Raw genomic sequence first — 16,536 nt, forward strand, 5'->3', positions numbered from 1 at the left:
CTGTGCCTGATGTTGTAGCGCTCCATTCGCGACGTCAAGGTCCGGGCCGGTGCGAAGGGCGCGCGCGGCCGGCGGTCTGTTCGGAGAATTTCCTTTATCGCCGGGATGCTAGCGCAAAGGCGGCGCCCCCCGCGAAATTGCCGGACCTGCGGCTTGACCTTGGGGGAAATAGCCGTGAAGCACCGGGGGGCCTGGCGCATGATACGGCGCCGCCGAGGGACAGGGGAGCGTCATGGGCGCATTTCGCGGGTGGCTGGCCGGGACCGGCCTGCTCATTCTGGCGGGGATCGCGGTGCCTTACGGCCTGCTGCCCGGGGACGAGCCCTCCTTCGCGGTGCTGATTTTCTGGTGCCTCTTCGCGGTCGCCGTGATCGGGGCCATTCTCGTCGGCATTTCCGGATGGCGCCGCTGACATGATCTCTCCCGTTCTCGTCTGGGGCGCGATCGGCGCCTTCGCCCTCATCGGCTTCGCGGTCGCCTTCGCCGCATCCCGCGGCAATACCGGCAGCGCCGTCGACTACTATCTCGGCGGACGCGCCATCGGCGGGGCGGTCTCCGGCCTCAGCTATGCCGCGACGACCTATTCGGCCTTCATGCTCGTCGTTCTGACGGGCCTGACCTACAGGGGCGGGGTCGGGGCGCTCGGCTTCGAGCTGATCTACTTCTCGGGCCTGTCGCTCGTCGTGGTCTTCGGGCCGCGCTACTGGCTCGCCTCGCAGACCTGGGGGTTCGTGACACCGGCCGAGATGCTGGGACGCAGGTACGGCTCGCGGAGTGTCGCGCGGGCGACCGCCGTGGTCTCGCTGCTGTTCCTCATGCCCTATTGCACGACGCAGATGGCCGGCATCGGCCTGTTGCTGTCCGGCGTCACCGGGGGCGCGATCACGCTTCCCCTGGCGGTCGCGGTCGGCGCGCTTCTGGCGATCTTCTGGACGCTCGTCGCGGGCCTGCGCTCTGTCGCGTGGACGGATGCGGGTCAGGCCGCGGTGATGATGGTCGCGGCGCTACTCGCCGTCGGCTTCGTGGTCGCGGCGATCGGCGGGCCGGGGGCCTTCGCCGAGCGGGTGATGGAGGAGCGGGCGGCCTGGCTCGGCGTTCCCGGACCGGGCCTCTGGTCCCTGCCGACCTTTCTCGCCCTGTCCGTGCCGTGGTTCTTCTTCCCGCTGTCGAACCCGCAGGTCAGCCAGCGCCTCTTCGCGGTGCGGGACCTTCGCGCGATGCGCTCCATGATCCTCTGGGTGCTCGGGTTCGGCCTTCTCTTCACGCTGATCTCGGTCGTCTGGGGCTTCGCCGCACTGATCCTGACACCCGATCTTGCGAACAGTTCCGAAGCGACGCCCGCGCTTCTGGCCTCCGGCGCGGTCCCGGTCTGGGTGTCGCTCCTCCTGATCGTCGGCATCCTGTCAGCGGCGGTCTCCACTCTCGATTCCATCGCCCTGACGCTCGGTGCCATGGTCGCGCGGGATCTCGCAGGGCGGGAGACGCAGGAGGCGCGGCAGGTCTTCGTCGGCCGGCTGGTGGTCGTCCTCGTCATCCTCTTCGCCGCGATCTTCGCGGTGCAGCAGGCGAGCATCGTGGATCAGCTCGCGGCCCTCTCGGCGGCCGGGCTCATCGTCTCCGTGCCCGCCATCGTCGGCGCGTTCTTCTGGCGGGGCGGAACGGCGGCAGGGGCGCTGGCCTCCCTCGTCGGCGGTGCTGCCCTCGCTCTGTGGTTGGCGCTGGGCGCAGGGATCTCGGTCTTCGATCCGGTGCTCTGCGGCAGTGTCATCGCGGCCTCGACCCTGCTGTTCGTCGGCGTCAGCGCCGTCACCCGCGGACGGCCGGACGCCATCGACTTTCCGGGCGAGCTTCGCCCGCTCCTGAGCCGCAAGGCGATCTGGTAGGGGCCTGCGCCGTCGGCTGGTGCGCCGAGGCATTCCTTGCGCCGGAAGGGACGATCCCGGCCCGGGGCGCGTCCGCCCGCCGATTGCAGTCGCGCCCCCGTCTCTGAGCCTCACCCGCAGCTCACGGCGTTTTGACAAGTCGCCGGCGGCGGGCCAAGATGCACGTCGCGCGTGTGGTCCGGTGGGGAGGCCGACCACGCCGTTCCGCGCGCGGCGGCCGGGGGAGGGCCACCCAAGATGGACAAGCGTGTCCTGCTCGTCGAGGACGAACCGAACATCATCGAGGCCATCCGCTTCATCCTGTCCCGCGACGGGTGGACCGTGCTCACCCATTCGGACGGGACAACGGCGGTCGAGGCCGTGGCGCGGGCGGCACCGGATGTGCTCGTGCTCGACGTGATGCTGCCCGGCCGCTCGGGCTTCGACATCCTGCGCAGCCTCAGGGCAGACGGGACATCGGCGGGACTGCCGATCCTCGTTCTGACCGCCAAGGGGCAGGATCGCGACCGCGCCATGGCGGAGGAGGCCGGCGCGACACGGTTCATGACCAAGCCGTTCGCCAATGCCGAGATCCTGCAGAGCCTGTCGGATCTCTACGCCGGTGCGCGGGGATGAGCGCCGGTGAGATGCCAGCCGCGGAGACGCCAGCCGCGGAGACGCCCGCCGGGGAGCGGCGCGCGCTGTTTCTCGAACGCGGCTCCTATCGCCGCCGGCGGCTCATGGATGCTGCGCGCATCCTGCCCGTCGCCGGTGCGATCCTGCTGATCCTGCCGCTTCTGTGGCATTCGGGCTCTGCCGAGAACGGGCCGGGCCCGGCGGCGGACGCGATCTACGTCTTCGCCGTCTGGATCCTGCTGATCGCCGGGGCGGCCATCCTGTCACGCTTCCTCACCGTGCCGCGGGCGGAGCCGCCGCGCGGGCGCGAGCCGTAGGGCGGCAGGGGCCATGCCCTTCAATCTCCTCCTCGCCATCGCGCTGACCTATGTCGCCGCGCTCTTCCTCATCGCATTCCTGGCGGATCGCCGGGCCCAGCGGGGGCAGGGCCGCTGGCTGTCCTCGCCGCTGGTCTACACCCTTTCCCTGTCGGTCTATTGCACCGCGTGGACGTTCTACGGCGCGGTCGGATACGCGGCGCGGTCCGGCCTCGAATATCTGACGATCTATCTCGGGCCGACCCTCGTCTTCGCCGGTTGGTGGCTGATCCTGCGCAAGCTCGTGCGGGTGGGACGGACGCAGCGGATCACCTCGATCGCGGATCTGATTTCCTCCCGCTACGGCAAGTCGACGCTTCTCGGCGTCATGGTCACGCTCCTCGCGGTTCTCGGCACCACGCCCTACATCGCGCTCCAGCTTCAGTCGGTCGCCCTCTCCCTCGGGGTCTTCGCGCTGCCCGGAACGACGGGCTGGGTGGCGGCGGATCCCACCGCCACGGGGCTCTGGGTCGCGGCGGGGCTCGCCGCCTTCACGATCCTCTTCGGCACACGCAACCTCGACGCGAACGAGCGGCATCCGGGCGTCGTCATGGCGATCGCGGTGGAGGCCGTCGTCAAGCTCGTGGCGCTGATCGCCCTCGGCATCTTCGTCGTCTGGGGGATCGGCGGTGGCGTCTCGCAGACGCTGGCGCGGATCGACGCTGCCGCCCATCCCGGATGGGAACTGGCCGGCGGCCGTTGGGCAGGGCTGACCTTCACCTCCGCCGCCGCGATCCTCTGCCTGCCGCGCATGTTCCAGGTCATGGTGGTGGAGAATGCCGACGAAGCCCACCTCGCTATCGCCGGCTGGGCCTTTCCGCTCTACCTGATGCTGATCTCGCTCTTCGTGCTGCCGATCGCCGCGATGGGACTGGAGCGGTTGCCGGACGGTGCGAACCCGGACCTCTTCGTGCTGACGCTGCCGCTCGCTGAGGGGCAGGGGGCGCTGGCGACGCTCGCCTTTCTCGGCGGCTTCTCCTCGGCCACATCCATGGTCATCGTCGCGGCGATCGCCCTGTCCACCATGGTCTCGAACCACATCGTCATGCCGCTCTATCTCGCCCGGCGCCCGGCGGGGGCGACCATGTCAGGGGACGTGCGCGCCGCCGTCCTTCGCGCGCGGCGCCTCTCGATCGCGGGTGTATTGCTCCTCGGCTATCTCTATTACCGAATGTCCGGCGGGTCTGAGGCATTGGCGTCCATCGGCCTCATCTCCTTCGTCGGCGTCGCACAGGTCCTCCCGGCTCTCATGGGGGGGCTCTTCTGGCGCGGGGCGACGCGCACCGGCGCCGCGGCCGGGCTCGGGATCGGCTTCGCCGTCTGGGTCTACGCGCTCTTTCTGCCGAGCTTCGGGCCCGAGGGGCTGATCTCCGCCGGTGTCCTCGCCGATGGCCCCGCCGGGCTCCACTGGCTCCGCCCGCAGGCGCTGTTCGGCATCGTCGGGCTGGACCCGGTCATCCATGCGCTCGTCTGGTCGATGCTGCTGAATATCGGTGTCTTCTGCGTCGTCTCGCTCGCCAGCTTTCCGAGCCCGCTCGAGCGGCTTCAGGGCGCCCAGATGGTCAACGTGTTCGAGCGCACGCTCGGCGCCCGCGGCTGGAGCCACGGCTCTGCGGAGGCGGAAGACCTCTTGACGATGGCGCAGCGCATTCTCGGCCCCTCGGAAGCGCGCGCCCTCTTCGCCGAAGAGGCACGGGCGCAGGGCAAGGCGGACGGCCTTCCGGACACGACGCCCGAGTTTCTCGGCCGCCTCGAACGCAAGCTCTCGGGCTCCGTCGGCGCCGCCACCGCCCATGCCATGGTCGCCCAGATCACCGGATCCGCGGCGGTGCAGGTTGAGGACCTCCTGCGCGTGGCCGACGAGGCGCAGCAGATCATGGAGTATTCGAGCCGTCTCGAGGCTCAGTCCGACGAACTGCGCCGCACCGCAAAGGCCCTTCGCGAAAGCAACGCCAAGCTCACCGCGATCAGCGCGCAGAAGGACGCTTTTCTCAGCCAGATCAGCCACGAGCTGCGCACGCCCATGACCTCGATCCGTGCCTTTTCCGAGATCCTGCGCGATCACGGGCTGACCGCCGTGGAGCGGGAGCGCTATGCGGGGATCGTCCATGACGAGGCGATCCGTCTGACGCGTCTGCTCGACGATCTTCTGGACCTCTCCGTGCTGGAGAACGCTCAGGTCTCGCTCAACCTCGCCGAGGTGCGTCTCGTGGATCTGATCGACCGCGCGGTGGATGCCGCCTCCGCCGTTCCCGGCGCGACGCGTGTCGAGGTGCGGAGGGACAGGGACGCGGAGGCGGTCTCACTGGTCACCGATGCGGACCGCCTGACGCAGGTGTTCATCAATCTCATCGGCAACGCCTACAAGTACTGTGACGCCGCCTCTCCGGTCCTGAGCGTTGAGGTCGTCGCCGATGCCGAGACGATCCGCGTCGACGTGATCGACAACGGCCCCGGAATTCCGCCCGGCGCGCGGGACATCGTCTTCGAGAAGTTCTCCCGCCTCGGGGAGCCCGGAGCCGCCGGCGGGGCAGGGCTCGGCCTCGCCATCTGCCGGGAGATCGCCCACCGACTCGGCGGCCGGATCGTCTATCTGCCGGAGCGGGAGGGCGGAGCGTTCCGCCTCACCCTTCCGCGCGGCCTTGGGCTGGCGGACGCGGCCGAATGACGGGCGCGGCGGGACGCGGGCGCGCGGTTTCCGGTGCGCGTTAACGTCCCGCTTACCCGCCATCGGCTAAACCCCGGGATGTGCGGCCCCGATCGGGGCGTCTGGACAGGCGAGGCTTGGGGCGGTGTCCGACCGAGACGACAAGACTGAAACAGCCGTGCTTCGGCGCATGTCTGAAACGTCCCGCCGGACGGATCCCGGTGGCCGCGTGCTCACGCCGGAACGCGCGCTGTCGCATGCGCTGTCGAAGGTGGCCGACGACGAGATCGGCCTTGTCCTGCAGGTCTCCGGCGTGGAAACGGCCCGCGCCAGCCTGCCCGAACTGCTAGAACTTCTGCCTGAGGACGGCCTTCTCGCGCTTCTCGACGGGTTCGAGGGGGCGCAAGGGGTGGTCAGTCTCGACCAGGCTCTGTTCGGCGCCGCCATCGAGATGCAGATGACGAGCGAGCTGGGGCGCGCCGCGCCGCAGCCTCGCCGCCCCACGCGGACCGATGCCGCGCTCCTAGCCGACCTGATCGATGGCGCCCTCTCGGGAATGGGGGCGACGCTCGCCGGGCGGGAGGAGGCGCGCTGGGCCGCCGGTTGGGGCTACTCGTCCCACCTGCCCGAAATCCGCCCCCTCGGCCTGATGCTCGAAGAGACGGAGTACCGCAGCATAACGCTGAAGATGTCCCTCGGCGTCGGCACCGGCCGCATAGGCGAGCTGCGCCTGTTCGTGCCCGCCATCGGCCGCGGTCCTGTCAGCCCCTCGTCAGACGGTGCGGACGAGGATGCGGGCGACAGCTGGGGGGATCGTCTGCGCCAGAACGTGATGGAGGCCGATGTTCCGCTCGACGCGATCCTCTGCCGCTTGCCGATGCGCCTGTCCGAGGCCGGCCGGCTCGCCGTGGGGGACGTGCTGCCGATCCCGGTCGCGGCGCTTGGCGAGGTGGAGCTCGTGGCGGGGGAGGCGGGGGCGATCCGGCGCGGCTGCCTGGGACAGATCCACGGCCTCCGCGCCCTTCGCCTCGGTCCGGCCGATGGCACCCCACCGGAGACGGACGAAGCCCCCGCGGGCCACGGGTTCGAGGCGATGCCGGGCCCGCATCCCGGCTCCAATTCGCGGCCGGCTCCCGCTCCGCCCCTCGCGGCGATGGACCCGCACGGGGCCCCCCAGATGCCGGTGCCGGGCGCTGGAGACATGTCCGATCCTGGCGACGGCGATGCGGGCGCGCCTCGAAGCTCGGAGACGGGCGAGGCGGGCGGCGCCCTGCCTGATATTCCGGGCCTGCCGCCCCTTGCGGGTTAGAAGCAGGCAGAGACCGTGTCTTCACCGGTCCCGGACGGCGTCGGGGAGGCCGCGCCCTCATGCACGGCATCGGCGTCCCGCCGGGACCAGCCGACGCGCGGGGGTGGCGCGCGATCAGCCGCGGTGCAGCGCTTCGAGTTGCGGGCGAAGCTGTTCGAGGTTGTAACCGGCGCGCGCCGCAGTCTCGATCAGCTCGTCCGGCGGGGTGGAGGGGGCGGCGCCCAGCATCCACACCACGGTGCAGCGCGTTCCGGAGGCGCAGTACGCGAGGCTGGGGCCCGCTCCGGCAATCGCCGCAACCTGCGCCTCCACCTTCTCGGGCGACATCGTCTGATGGGTGATCGGATTGTCGAAGAACTGAAGTCCGGCCGCCTCCGCCGCTTTTCTCAGGTCAGCGGACTGAAGGCCGGGAGGCACCTCCGAATCGGGGCGGTTGCAGATGATCGAGGCAAAGCCCGCCTCGGCGAGGGCGGGTACGTCCTCCGGTTCGATCTGCGGCGATACGGAGTGGGCGGGGGTGAGCTGGCGGATATCCATGAGGCGGACGATTGCGCCCCGCGCCCGCCGGGTCAAGCCCGCGCACTACGGGATCCCGCGGCCGCGCTTGTCATCCCGCCGCCGGACCGCCATCTTCGCGCGCGGATGAGCGCAACTGCAAGACCGGAGGCGGCATGAGCGGACTGAGCCTCGAGACCGGATCCCGGGACGGCACGCGACTGCTTCGGCTCAAGGGGGGCGGCGACGACACCGGCGCACTGCGGGACATCGTCCGGGCCCTGGCGGAGGAGGACGCCACGCAGGGGATCGTCTTGGTGATTTCCCCCGCCGCGACCTGCCCGGCGGAGAGGCTGCCCGATCCCGACTTTTCCGCGGCGCTCGATGCCGCGACCCTCGCCATCGAGACCTCGCCATGGCCCGTCGTTGCCGTCATCCGCGGCGCAGCAACGGGACCGCTTCTCTCCCTCGCGCTGGCCTGTCCCGTCCGGCTGGCCTGGACGGGCGCAACGCTTGCCTGTCCCGAAACGCGCCTTGGCCTCATTCCGGGAGGCGGTGCGATGCAGCGGATGGCCCGGCTCTGCGGTGCCGCGGCGGCGCTCGCGGTTCTGCAGGGCTCGCCGCTCGTTCCGGAGCAGGCCGAGGCTCTCGGTCTCGTCGATGCCGTGATCGAGGAGGATCCGGTCGGCGCAGCGGCCTCCCTCGCCGCGGAGCTGGCCGGGGAGGGCGCCGAGCGCGTTCGTGACCGCGCCCGGCATCTCGCGGACCCCGCGGCCTGGAGCGCGGCGGTGTCGGATGCGCGCGCGCGGCTATCGCCTGCCGAGATTGCGGCCCGCAAGGCTGTCGACTGCGTGGAAGTCGCGTTGCTGCTGCCGTTCGACGCGGCGCTCGATTACGAGCGGGCCGCGCTGTCCGACCTCGCCGGCAGCTCTGAGAGCCGGGCATTGCGGGCCCTCGCTGTCGCCGAAGCCCGCGCGGCACGGCTGGGGGAGGGCGCGACCGAGACCGGCGAGCTCACGATCCTCGGCGCCGGGCCGGCCGGCATAGAGCTTGCGGCCATCGCGCTGGCGGCGGATCTGGACGTGCGGCTCTGCGATCCCGATCCGCGGGCCCTCGAGACATCCCGCCGGCAGCTCGCCGCAGCCATCGGCGGCGCGCCGGACAGGCTGACCACGGGAGGAATCGAGGCAGCGGAGGGCGCCGCGACCGTCGCCGATTGCACCGACGGCACTCCGCCATGGCGATCGGCGGCGCTCGCGCGGATCGGAGCGGGTTTGCCGCAAGGGGGTCTGCTGATCGATGCAACGGACAGCCCCGATCCGGTGCGGTGCGCTCGGGAGGCTGGCGTGGAGGAGGGCGTCCTCGGCCTGCGCCTCGCCGATCCCCTGAAGGGCGGGCGGCTCGCCGAGATCATCCTGCCCGAGACCGCCGAAGACGAGGGGCCGCTCGGTCGCCGCGCCGCCGCCCTGTTCCAGGCGATGGGGCTCGTTCCGCTGTTTTCCCGCGGCGCGGCGGTGGTGCCGGCGCTCGGCGCGGCGCTCCTCGAGGCGGCGGATCACCTCGTGGAGGACGGCGCGGCTCCAGACTCGGTCGACGCGGCCCTCGTCCGGGCGGGCTTCGCTGTCGGACCTTTCGAGGCGCTGGACCGGGATGGGCACGGGCCCGCCATGGCGCGGCGGCGGGCCATGGCGGCGGGCCGCGATCCGCGGCGTCGCTACACGCTCCTCGGCGATCTACTCGTGGCCGAGGGCCGCACCGGGCGCGCAGCGCGCCGGGGGTACTACATCTGGAACGAAGAGGGCGTCCGGCTGCGCCCCGATCCGGTGATCCCGTCGCTCGCGGTCGCCGCGCGGGAGGAGGCCGGGATCGCGCCGCGCCCCGTTTCGGAGGAGGAGATCGTGGAGCGTGCCATGCTGTCGCTCCTCCTCGAGGGGATCCGGCTGGTGGATGCCGGGATCCTTGGGGCGGCGTCCGATGTGGATGTCGCCGTCATCCACGGGCTGGCGCTCTCGCAATCCGCGGGCGGGCCGGTGCACCGCGCCGATATCCGGCCGCTTATGACCACGCGCGCCCGGCTTCTCAAGCTGGCGCGGGAAGAGGATGCGCTTCACTGGGCCGTGCCGGATCTGATCGAGGAGCACGTCCGGACGGAGACCCCCCTCTACGAGGGCTGACTGCTGCGGGGATCAGCTTAAGATGGCGCCGACGACGACCATGCCGAGGCCGAGCATCGACAGAAGAAGGGCCGCCATGTTGATCGCGACGGCGCGTTGCAGTCTGGCGCGGAGCGCGGCTTCATCTTTCTCACGGGCCCTCGCACGCGCAACCTGAACGGCGCAGACGACGATGCCGACAAGCCCGATGACGGAGATCACGGCTCCCGTCCAGATCAGCCACTCCATGATGCGCTCCCACTGCAAGTGCCAATCTCCGCTAGCCTGTCCCGCTCCGGCGGGCAAGCCGCGGCAAGGCGCCGATCGCCGCCGCAGGCCTTGCGGGACGTCGGGCCGTGGCGCTAGAGGGGGCGATTGAAAGAGGCAGGCAACGAAGGACGGAATGCATATGGGCGAGGCGGACGACACTGTGATCGAAAGCTCCGGCGACATGACCTATCGGGTCACCGCCGACGAGTTGCGCCAGTTCATCGAGCGCTGGGAGCGTCTCGAGCAGGACAAGAAGGACATTGCCGAGCAGCAGAAAGAGGTCATGGCCGAGGCCAAGTCCCGCGGCTACGACACAAAGGTGATGCGCAAGGTGATCGCGCTGCGCAAGCGTGAGCCGGACGATATAGCGGAAGAGGAAGCCGTCCTCGAGATGTACAAGGAAGCGCTCGGCATGGGCTGAACCCTGTCCGGGCGAGCCGCGCACAGACCTTGATCCCGGCGCCCCCGTGACGTCGGGATTTTTATCGGGTGGCTCAGGGCGCGATGACGCGTACGCCGTCCATGCCGGCGATGCGGGCAAGGTCCGCCTCGTAGGTCTCCGTCAGACGGCCGACCAGCTCCTGCGTCCATCCCGGCAACTCGAACTCCTCCTCCACGGCACCGGGGCGGGCGAACTTGTCGAGGAACGCGGCGGTGATGCGGCGGCGGTGGTCCGGCGTCTTCGGCGGATGGCTTGCGAGGTAGGAATCCATCCGGGTGACGCCCTCGGGCTTCATGATGGTGCCCAAGAAATCGGTTTCCCCCTCCAGGGTCATGTCCTCCGGATGGCCGGCGAGGGCGCGCAGGACATCGTGCCAGATCAGCGGAGTGTCCTCGTTGGCCCATACCGTGACCGGGCAATCGGGCACCGCGGCGACGAGCCGCTCCACCATTTCGGCCCAGGATAGTTTCTCCGGGGCGATGCGGGAGATGTACTCCGCGAAATCATGGTCGTCGCCCATGCGCTCGTGCAGCGCGGGCAGGAGCGTCGCGGGGTTGCGGACCGAGAGGGCGAATTCCGCCGGGTCGTCCGGAAAGAGATTGCGGATCCAGGGCGCCCGCTCGCCGGTCTGCGGATAAAGCCGTTCGGCGCCGACAGCGCGGGCCGGCACGCAGAGAAAGCTGTCCGAGGAGAAGACGATGCGCTCGGGCGAATCCACATCCGTGACCGCATCGAGGACGCTTTCCTGCGTATCCGCCCCGGCGGGCTGGCCACGCAAGGTCACCATCGCTTCGCGCAGCACCGGCCGGAATCGGCCCGGTACGGCGACGACGGTGCCATGCGCGCGCAGCATCTCGCTGTTCTTCAGAAGGCACCGCAGCGCGCGGTCCTCGTCGGTGCAGTGAAGCCCGATGTGATAGACGATCCGCATGGCGTTCCGTTTTCTGGTCCCGTGAGCGACGTCGCCCCCGTTCGGGTCGGCGCATAATAGGCGGCCGGCTGGACAGGTAAACCGCTTTGTCCTAGCGAGGTTACCATGACAAGTGCGCATGCGGAAACCGACGCGCGGCCGATGCGCCGCGGCGTTGACGTCTGGTCCATCCTCGCCGTCGTGATCGCGGCGCTGGTGCTCCTTCCCCTCGTCGCGGTCGTGACTATCGCGCTCTTCCCGTCGGAGAACATCTGGCCGCACCTGATGGCCACCACGCTGCCGCGCTACCTCTCAACGACGTTCTGGCTGATGGCCGGGGTGGGGCTCATCTGCGCCGCCGCGGGCACGGGGGCCGCCTGGCTCGTGACGATGCACGACTTTCCGGGGAGGCGCTGGCTGCAATGGGCCTTGTTCCTGCCGCTCGCCGTGCCGGCCTATGTCGGCGCCTACGCGCTGGTCGATTTCCTGGAATATGCCGGCCCGGTGCAGGGCGCCTTGCGGGCGGCCTTCGGCTGGGAGAGCGCGCGGGACTATGCCTTTCCGCAGATCCGCTCCCTCGGCGGGGCCATCGTGGTCCTGTCAGCCGCGCTCTACCCGTATGTCTACCTTCTCGCGCGGGCGGCGTTCCGGGAGCAGTCGTCCGATGCGTTCGATGTCGCGCGGGCGCTCGGGGCCGGGCAGCTCTCCCGCTTCTTCCGCGTCGGGCTGCCGCTGGCCCGCCCGGCCATCGCCGTCGGCGTCGCGATCGCGATGATGGAGACGGTCAACGATTTCGGCACCGTGGATTTCTTCGCCGTTCAAACGCTGACCCGCGGCATCTTCTCCGTCTGGCTGGAACAGAACAACCGCGGAGGAGCGGCCCAGCTCTCGCTCGTCATCCTGGGCGTCGTCCTCGGCCTTGCACTCATCGAGCGGGCCGGACGCAAGCGTGCCAAGCGGTTCCGGCTGTCGCGGCAGACGCGCCCCGTGATGCCCGTTCGGCTTGGCGGCGTCGCGGGCTGGATCGCCTCGGCTGCCTGCGCCTTTCCGGTCGCCCTCGGTTTCGTCCTGCCGGTCTCGGTCATCGGCTGGCACGCGATGGGGGCGAAGGCGGACTGGAGCGAGCCGGCCCTTGTGTCCGCCCTCGTCAACACGCTGACGGTGGGGGGGATCGCGGCGATCGTCACGATCCTCGCGGCGCTTCTCATGGTCTACGGCGTGCGCCTGACCGGCCGGGGCCTGCCGCGGCTGCTCCTGCCGGTGACCCTGATCGGCTATGCCGCGCCGGGGGCGGTCCTCGGGGTCGGTGTGCTGATCCCGCTCGCCGCGTTCGACAACGCGCTGGCCGATGCGATTCTCGCGGCGACGGGCGTCGATCCGGGGCTGTTGCTGACGGGCACGGCGGCCGCCCTCATCTATGCCTATGCCGTACGGTTCTTCGCCATTGCGCAAGGGGCGGCGGACGCGGCGATGGGGCAGGTGTCCCCGTCGCTGCCGATGGCCGCGCGGAGCCTCGGGCGGAGTTCCGGCGGCACGCTCAGGGATGTCTTCGTCCCGCTCATGCGCGGCTCGATCGGTACGGCGCTGCTCCTCGTCTTCGTCGACTGCGTCAAGGAACTGCCGGCCACGCTCCTCCTGCGCCCGTTCAACTTCGATACCCTCGCCACGCGCACCCACGAGACGGCCTCCCTCGAGAACCTTGCCGGCGCCGCGCCGCCCGCGCTCATGATCTGCGCCGTCGGCGCCGTCGCCGTGATCCTCCTCGCGCGCGCCAATCGCTGAACCTGCTTGCAAGACAGCCGCCCTCGTGGCTATTCCTGACCTCAGGCGCCCCTATAGCTCAGCTGGTAGAGCATCTGATTTGTAATCAGAGGGTCGGGAGTTCGAGTCTCTCTGGGGGCACCAAAAATCCATTATCGCCCTTCGGGGAAGATAACGCATTGAATGCAAAGGTGGTTTTGCCGGTTCGAAGACCTTTGATGCGGCTGTATGGCAGTCGTTCGGCGAACACAGACTTCAGCACAAGTCGCTTCCATCGAAGATCCGTTTTTTGCCATATTTTACAGGGGGTTGAGAGGATCTCGACCGTGTGTTCGAACATGTCTTCGAACGCGGGCTGCTTTTTGTCGAGATTTGCCTCTTCTTCCTCGAGGATCGCCAGCTGGCCCTGAAGGTGCGTGACCCTCTTTTCGTAGGCTGAGACGATGCTCGGATTTGTTGTCTCAACAATCCTGTCGAGGAATCCTTCGATCTCCATCTCGATCTTTTTTGCATCCCCCTTGATGCTCTTGCGTCGCGTAGCGAGATGAGCCCGGCGTCCATCCCACATGTCCTTCAACATCGCGCGTGCGGCCACCACGATGTCGGCACTCGGTTCGAGCCGGCGAAGGTAGTTTTCGAACTCGCGCTCGAGCTTCTCTCGCGGGATGGCTTTACGATGGCTTGGACAGCCTTTCTTGTGGCACTCGTAGTAGGGATACCGCACCTTCTTACGGTTCGCAGCCCAATAGCTGGTGAGCGGTGATCCGCAATCGGCGCAGACAATGAAGCCTCGCAACGGGAAATCCTTTGCGATGTCTTTTCGGAAGGGCGCCGTCACCCGCTGGTCCAAGCGGTCTTGGATCTTCTTGTGGGTTTGCATCGATATGAGGGGCTGGTGCTTTCCTTTGGTTACTGGAACACCCCACGGAGCATAGTCATAGTATCCAGCGTATATGCTGCGGGAGAGCAAGTCCTTGACGAAGTTGTTCCCGACCCGGGGATTCTTCCGCTGCGCTCTGAAATCCGGATGTTTTTCGATGAATGTTCTTACTTCACCGTGAGTCTGGAAATGCCCAGACGCATATCCCTCGAGTGCCGCTTTTGCGATGGGAGCGAAAGTTTCATGCGGCACCATGACCTTCCCTTTTCCGTCCGACCTATAGCCAAACGGCGCCTTCATGCACCAATAGCCGTTGATCAACCGCCCCTTTGTCCGGCTCTTGGTTTGTTTCGCATTCTGTTGTCGTTGAAATTGATCGACAGAAATCTGGATATTTTCCGAAAGCTCGCCTTCAGGTGAGTCTTCGAAACGGAATGTCGGACAGGAAAAGCGCGCCCCAGCCTTAATCGCAGCATCTTTGATTTCGTGGTAGATTCTGACGTCACGCGCGAGCCTGGATAGCGCATCGAACACCACAACGACGTTCTTCGCCTTGTTACGCGCAAGCCACTGCTTCAGGCTGTTCAGCCCCTTCCGGTCGCCACTGCCTCCGGTGGTGTCATCTTGAAAGATTTCCACGGCCTCGAAGCCTTGTTTCTTGCAATGTTCATTGCAAATGGCAATCTGCGAACTGAGGCCATTTCCCTCCCTGACCTGTTTGATACTGGAGACCCGAGCGTAGATAACCGCAGCATTATTCATAATACATCCCCATTTCACATCGGCAGTGCATTCTATTTTTCTGGGCCCCTGCATCAATACTGCCGGGGCCCAGAAGTTTTCGTCATTACAAGCTCCAAGGCTTCCCTGAGGTCTCCGGGCCCCATATGCATGATAGCAGCTCATAGAGCGAGCTGACCGTTTCGAGCTTTTGTTCAGTGGTTAAGCTCGAATCGCTGATAAGTTCAGCATATCTCAGCATATTTTCGGGCGTGATGCCCTCGCAGCCTACGCGATCTGCTTCCGATGTATGGGGCAGTGCAAAGCCTGGCAGCGTTTCGTCTTTGATGTCCATCCATGCTCTGTGATCGAATGGCAGTGTGCCAATTTTCAGTCGAGCATCGTTGCTCGGATGCAGTCCGAACGACTGCGTCAAGCTGATCAGGAGAATTAGACAGACAAGCCCCACTGCGCGGGGAAATCGGAGGGCGCGGTTATCGATGTTATCGATTGTATAGCAAGACCTTTTGACTACGGCATATGTGCCAGTTTTGCCGGGATTCCCCGAGATGCGGACGGCCCGCGTCAAGATTTGCTACGCTAAGAGCGTGGCTCCGTTGCAGTGCAAAGAATATGTCCTCCCCCCTCTATGTCAAGTGTATCTTGCAAGAAAAACCTTCATAATCAGTATATTGGCCGCTTTCGTGACGGACGAAATTACTTTTTCTTTCTGCTTCAGAAAGCGCTGCGACGGCATGAAGAAGGTATCGCGTCATTCTCGGAGTGGGATTTTCGTCGAGACAGGACTGGTCGGACCAGAGGCGGTGCATGTCGGTCGCTGTTTGGTTCGACTCCTCTGAGTGAGAGCCGAACCAACCAGCGACCGACAACACCATGAAAATATGGACGAAGGGCGATCTTGACCCGGCCAAGAGCCGGACTTTCGAACTGGAGGACTACATGTTCGACCAAATCCAATCCCCATCGCTCTTTACAAGTTCCGACCCGGTCGCTTCGCTTCGGGATTTCGTCGTAAGTCACCGGGAGGGCCTTCTTCATGCCGCCGGGCTACTCGGCGGTAAACGTGGCACCGGCTTGGTGCTCGAGATCCTCGAGGAGCTGTCGTCTGCTCGCCCAGTGTCTCGAAGAACGCGAACCCGTGTGATTGCGCTTATCGAGCTTCTTTCGCTCGAGCGAGTTCATGAACTTGGCAGCGAGGAGTGCTTTTACTTTGCTGCTATCGATCCGTGCGACCCGGTTGTGGAGGAGATTTGCTTGCTGACCGACGGACTGCGCGACGCGCTCCCGCTGGCTTCGCCGCATCATCGCCAACCGCCTGAGTTCTGAACGATTAAACTCCCAAGCTGCCGATCTCTCCGACCGGCAGCTCTTGACGACAACAGCACTTTCAACACGCAGCAAGTGCTGCGGGGCTGGCGTCGAGGATAAAGCAATGAATTCTTTCAATACTGGCACATGCCGAGCTTCCATCGCACGGGGAGAGGGGCGAGACCTGACCGAGATAATCGCCGATGCGCTCAGGAAAGCGAGGGATGTGCGAGGCATGCTTGCCGGGGCGGTTATTCCGGCCATGCCGCCTGCGCGACGTTCGTTCGCGGATTGGCTTGTTCGAACGCTCGATCACGGCGAATTCTTCGATGAGGCGATGCTGAGGGACATCGACGCGTTCATGTCGTTGCTTCAGCGCGAAATCGATGGAGGCACATATGTAGGGTGGGAACCCGACGAATATCATGTCCGTGGGGGTTACGAACGCATTGAGTTCGATGCCCGGGCCAAAAATCTCGCGCCCGCATTGGCGGCCCTCATCAAGCTCCGGAGCTCCATTGCGATGGCGCTGGACGTGGCGCGGGCAACGTCGATTACACAGGGCATGATATCCGAATAATACAGCGGCGCCCCACCATCTGGGGCGCCGCGAACTTGAGGGCTCTCGAGCCCGACCTGTCGGCCGGATCACCGGCAGTGGGCGCGTCGGCGAACTTCCTCTGCTGCTCGGATGCCGACGCGCCACATCAGGTATAATGACCCGTCAGGTGGATCTACGCTTTTGCAGCCTCAAGTAGCTTGGTGA

At 66.9% G+C, this 16,536-nt stretch carries 15 protein-coding genes and 1 tRNA gene; 12 read left to right on the forward strand and 4 right to left on the reverse strand.

The window, feature by feature from the left end; translation table 11 throughout:
* Nucleotides 1-232 precede the first annotated feature (232 nt).
* The 6 genes from RM543_RS11925 (at nucleotide 233) to RM543_RS11950 (ending at nucleotide 6,810) form a co-directional block, all read left to right on the forward strand.
* Entirely contained in the window at nucleotides 233-412 is a 180-nt protein-coding gene (locus RM543_RS11925) for a hypothetical protein (protein WP_311691901.1), read from the forward strand.
* Between the two features lies 1 nt (nucleotide 413).
* Complete coding sequence (locus tag RM543_RS11930; protein ID WP_311691903.1) at nucleotides 414-1,883, forward strand: sodium:solute symporter family protein; 1,470 nt, start codon at nucleotides 414-416, stop codon at nucleotides 1,881-1,883.
* A 237-nt stretch (nucleotides 1,884-2,120) separates the two neighbouring features.
* Nucleotides 2,121-2,498, forward strand: coding sequence for a response regulator transcription factor (locus RM543_RS11935; protein WP_311691905.1), 378 nt, complete (start codon nucleotides 2,121-2,123; stop codon nucleotides 2,496-2,498).
* A complete protein-coding gene (locus tag RM543_RS11940; RefSeq protein ID WP_311691907.1) occupies nucleotides 2,495-2,815 on the forward strand; it encodes a hypothetical protein in 321 nt (106 codons plus the stop codon). The genes RM543_RS11935 and RM543_RS11940 overlap by 4 nt, the downstream gene beginning before the upstream one ends.
* Before the next feature lie 13 nt (nucleotides 2,816-2,828).
* Nucleotides 2,829-5,522 carry an ATP-binding protein gene (locus RM543_RS11945; RefSeq protein WP_311691909.1) on the forward strand — a complete coding sequence of 898 codons (2,694 nt, stop codon included), beginning with the start codon at nucleotides 2,829-2,831 and terminating at the stop codon, nucleotides 5,520-5,522.
* Nucleotides 5,523-5,691: 169 nt separating this feature from the next.
* Nucleotides 5,692-6,810, forward strand: a complete 1,119-nt coding sequence (locus RM543_RS11950; protein WP_311691911.1) for a FliM/FliN family flagellar motor switch protein — start codon at nucleotides 5,692-5,694, stop codon at nucleotides 6,808-6,810.
* A gap of 114 nt (nucleotides 6,811-6,924) precedes the next feature.
* On the opposite strand, the gene RM543_RS11955 is transcribed toward RM543_RS11950, so the two are convergent.
* On the reverse strand, nucleotides 6,925-7,347 hold the full coding sequence (locus RM543_RS11955; protein WP_311691913.1) for a protein tyrosine phosphatase family protein: 423 nt from the start codon (nucleotides 7,345-7,347) through the stop codon (nucleotides 6,925-6,927).
* Between the two features lie 134 nt (nucleotides 7,348-7,481).
* Here RM543_RS11955 and RM543_RS11960 point away from each other — a divergent pair, with 134 nt between their 5' ends.
* The gene (locus tag RM543_RS11960) at nucleotides 7,482-9,479 is read left to right on the forward strand and encodes an enoyl-CoA hydratase/isomerase family protein (RefSeq protein WP_311691915.1); all 1,998 of its coding nucleotides are present in this window, start codon (nucleotides 7,482-7,484) and stop codon (nucleotides 9,477-9,479) included.
* 12 nt (nucleotides 9,480-9,491) lie between these two features.
* On the opposite strand, the gene RM543_RS11965 is transcribed toward RM543_RS11960, so the two are convergent.
* Nucleotides 9,492-9,725, reverse strand: coding sequence for a hypothetical protein (locus tag RM543_RS11965; protein WP_311691917.1), 234 nt, complete (start codon nucleotides 9,723-9,725; stop codon nucleotides 9,492-9,494).
* A 142-nt stretch (nucleotides 9,726-9,867) separates the two neighbouring features.
* Here RM543_RS11965 and RM543_RS11970 point away from each other — a divergent pair, with 142 nt between their 5' ends.
* A complete protein-coding gene (locus RM543_RS11970; RefSeq protein WP_311691919.1) occupies nucleotides 9,868-10,149 on the forward strand; it encodes a DUF2312 domain-containing protein in 282 nt (93 codons plus the stop codon).
* A 73-nt stretch (nucleotides 10,150-10,222) separates the two neighbouring features.
* Here RM543_RS11970 and RM543_RS11975 read toward each other — a convergent pair whose 3' ends face one another.
* Nucleotides 10,223-11,101, reverse strand: a complete 879-nt coding sequence (locus tag RM543_RS11975; RefSeq protein ID WP_311691922.1) for a hypothetical protein — start codon at nucleotides 11,099-11,101, stop codon at nucleotides 10,223-10,225.
* 105 nt (nucleotides 11,102-11,206) lie between these two features.
* Here RM543_RS11975 and RM543_RS11980 point away from each other — a divergent pair, with 105 nt between their 5' ends.
* A complete protein-coding gene (locus tag RM543_RS11980) occupies nucleotides 11,207-12,862 on the forward strand; it encodes an ABC transporter permease (protein ID WP_311691925.1) in 1,656 nt (551 codons plus the stop codon).
* A gap of 47 nt (nucleotides 12,863-12,909) precedes the next feature.
* Nucleotides 12,910-12,985: transfer RNA gene (locus tag RM543_RS11985), tRNA-Thr, on the forward strand.
* On the opposite strand, the gene RM543_RS18965 is transcribed toward RM543_RS11985, so the two are convergent.
* Nucleotides 12,948-14,627 carry a recombinase family protein gene (locus RM543_RS18965; protein WP_432280468.1) on the reverse strand — a complete coding sequence of 560 codons (1,680 nt, stop codon included), beginning with the start codon at nucleotides 14,625-14,627 and terminating at the stop codon, nucleotides 12,948-12,950. The genes RM543_RS11985 and RM543_RS18965 overlap by 38 nt on opposite strands.
* Nucleotides 14,628-15,335: 708 nt before the next feature.
* Here RM543_RS18965 and RM543_RS11990 point away from each other — a divergent pair.
* Together RM543_RS11990 and RM543_RS11995 are read left to right on the forward strand one after the other, a co-directional pair.
* Nucleotides 15,336-15,788 carry a hypothetical protein gene (locus RM543_RS11990; protein WP_311691928.1) on the forward strand — a complete coding sequence of 151 codons (453 nt, stop codon included), beginning with the start codon at nucleotides 15,336-15,338 and terminating at the stop codon, nucleotides 15,786-15,788.
* A 106-nt stretch (nucleotides 15,789-15,894) separates the two neighbouring features.
* Nucleotides 15,895-16,350: a hypothetical protein gene (locus RM543_RS11995; RefSeq protein ID WP_311691931.1), complete on the forward strand. Its 456-nt coding sequence runs from the start codon at nucleotides 15,895-15,897 to the stop codon at nucleotides 16,348-16,350.
* Nucleotides 16,351-16,536 lie beyond the last annotated feature (186 nt).

Origin of the sequence: Tropicimonas omnivorans (genome assembly GCF_031846565.1) — a bacterium.
GTDB lineage: Bacteria > Pseudomonadota > Alphaproteobacteria > Rhodobacterales > Rhodobacteraceae > Tropicimonas_B > Tropicimonas_B omnivorans.

Excerpts from the sequence above, each read along its gene's own strand:
- RM543_RS11925 (WP_311691901.1), top strand. The coding sequence starts at position 233 with ATGGGCGCATTTCGCGGGTGGCTGGCCGGGACCGGCCTGCTCATTCTG.
- RM543_RS11930 (WP_311691903.1), top strand. The coding sequence starts at position 414 with ATGATCTCTCCCGTTCTCGTCTGGGGCGCGATCGGCGCCTTCGCCCTC.
- RM543_RS11935 (WP_311691905.1), top strand. The coding sequence starts at position 2,121 with ATGGACAAGCGTGTCCTGCTCGTCGAGGACGAACCGAACATCATCGAG.
- RM543_RS11940 (WP_311691907.1), top strand. The coding sequence starts at position 2,495 with ATGAGCGCCGGTGAGATGCCAGCCGCGGAGACGCCAGCCGCGGAGACG.
- RM543_RS11945 (WP_311691909.1), top strand. The coding sequence starts at position 2,829 with ATGCCCTTCAATCTCCTCCTCGCCATCGCGCTGACCTATGTCGCCGCG.
- RM543_RS11950 (WP_311691911.1), top strand. The coding sequence starts at position 5,692 with ATGTCTGAAACGTCCCGCCGGACGGATCCCGGTGGCCGCGTGCTCACG.
- RM543_RS11955 (WP_311691913.1), bottom strand. The coding sequence starts at position 7,347 with ATGGATATCCGCCAGCTCACCCCCGCCCACTCCGTATCGCCGCAGATC.
- RM543_RS11960 (WP_311691915.1), top strand. The coding sequence starts at position 7,482 with ATGAGCGGACTGAGCCTCGAGACCGGATCCCGGGACGGCACGCGACTG.
- RM543_RS11970 (WP_311691919.1), top strand. The coding sequence starts at position 9,868 with ATGGGCGAGGCGGACGACACTGTGATCGAAAGCTCCGGCGACATGACC.
- RM543_RS11975 (WP_311691922.1), bottom strand. The coding sequence starts at position 11,101 with ATGCGGATCGTCTATCACATCGGGCTTCACTGCACCGACGAGGACCGC.
- RM543_RS11980 (WP_311691925.1), top strand. The coding sequence starts at position 11,207 with ATGACAAGTGCGCATGCGGAAACCGACGCGCGGCCGATGCGCCGCGGC.
- RM543_RS18965 (WP_432280468.1), bottom strand. The coding sequence starts at position 14,627 with ATGAGCTGCTATCATGCATATGGGGCCCGGAGACCTCAGGGAAGCCTT.
- RM543_RS11990 (WP_311691928.1), top strand. The coding sequence starts at position 15,336 with ATGAAAATATGGACGAAGGGCGATCTTGACCCGGCCAAGAGCCGGACT.
- RM543_RS11995 (WP_311691931.1), top strand. The coding sequence starts at position 15,895 with ATGAATTCTTTCAATACTGGCACATGCCGAGCTTCCATCGCACGGGGA.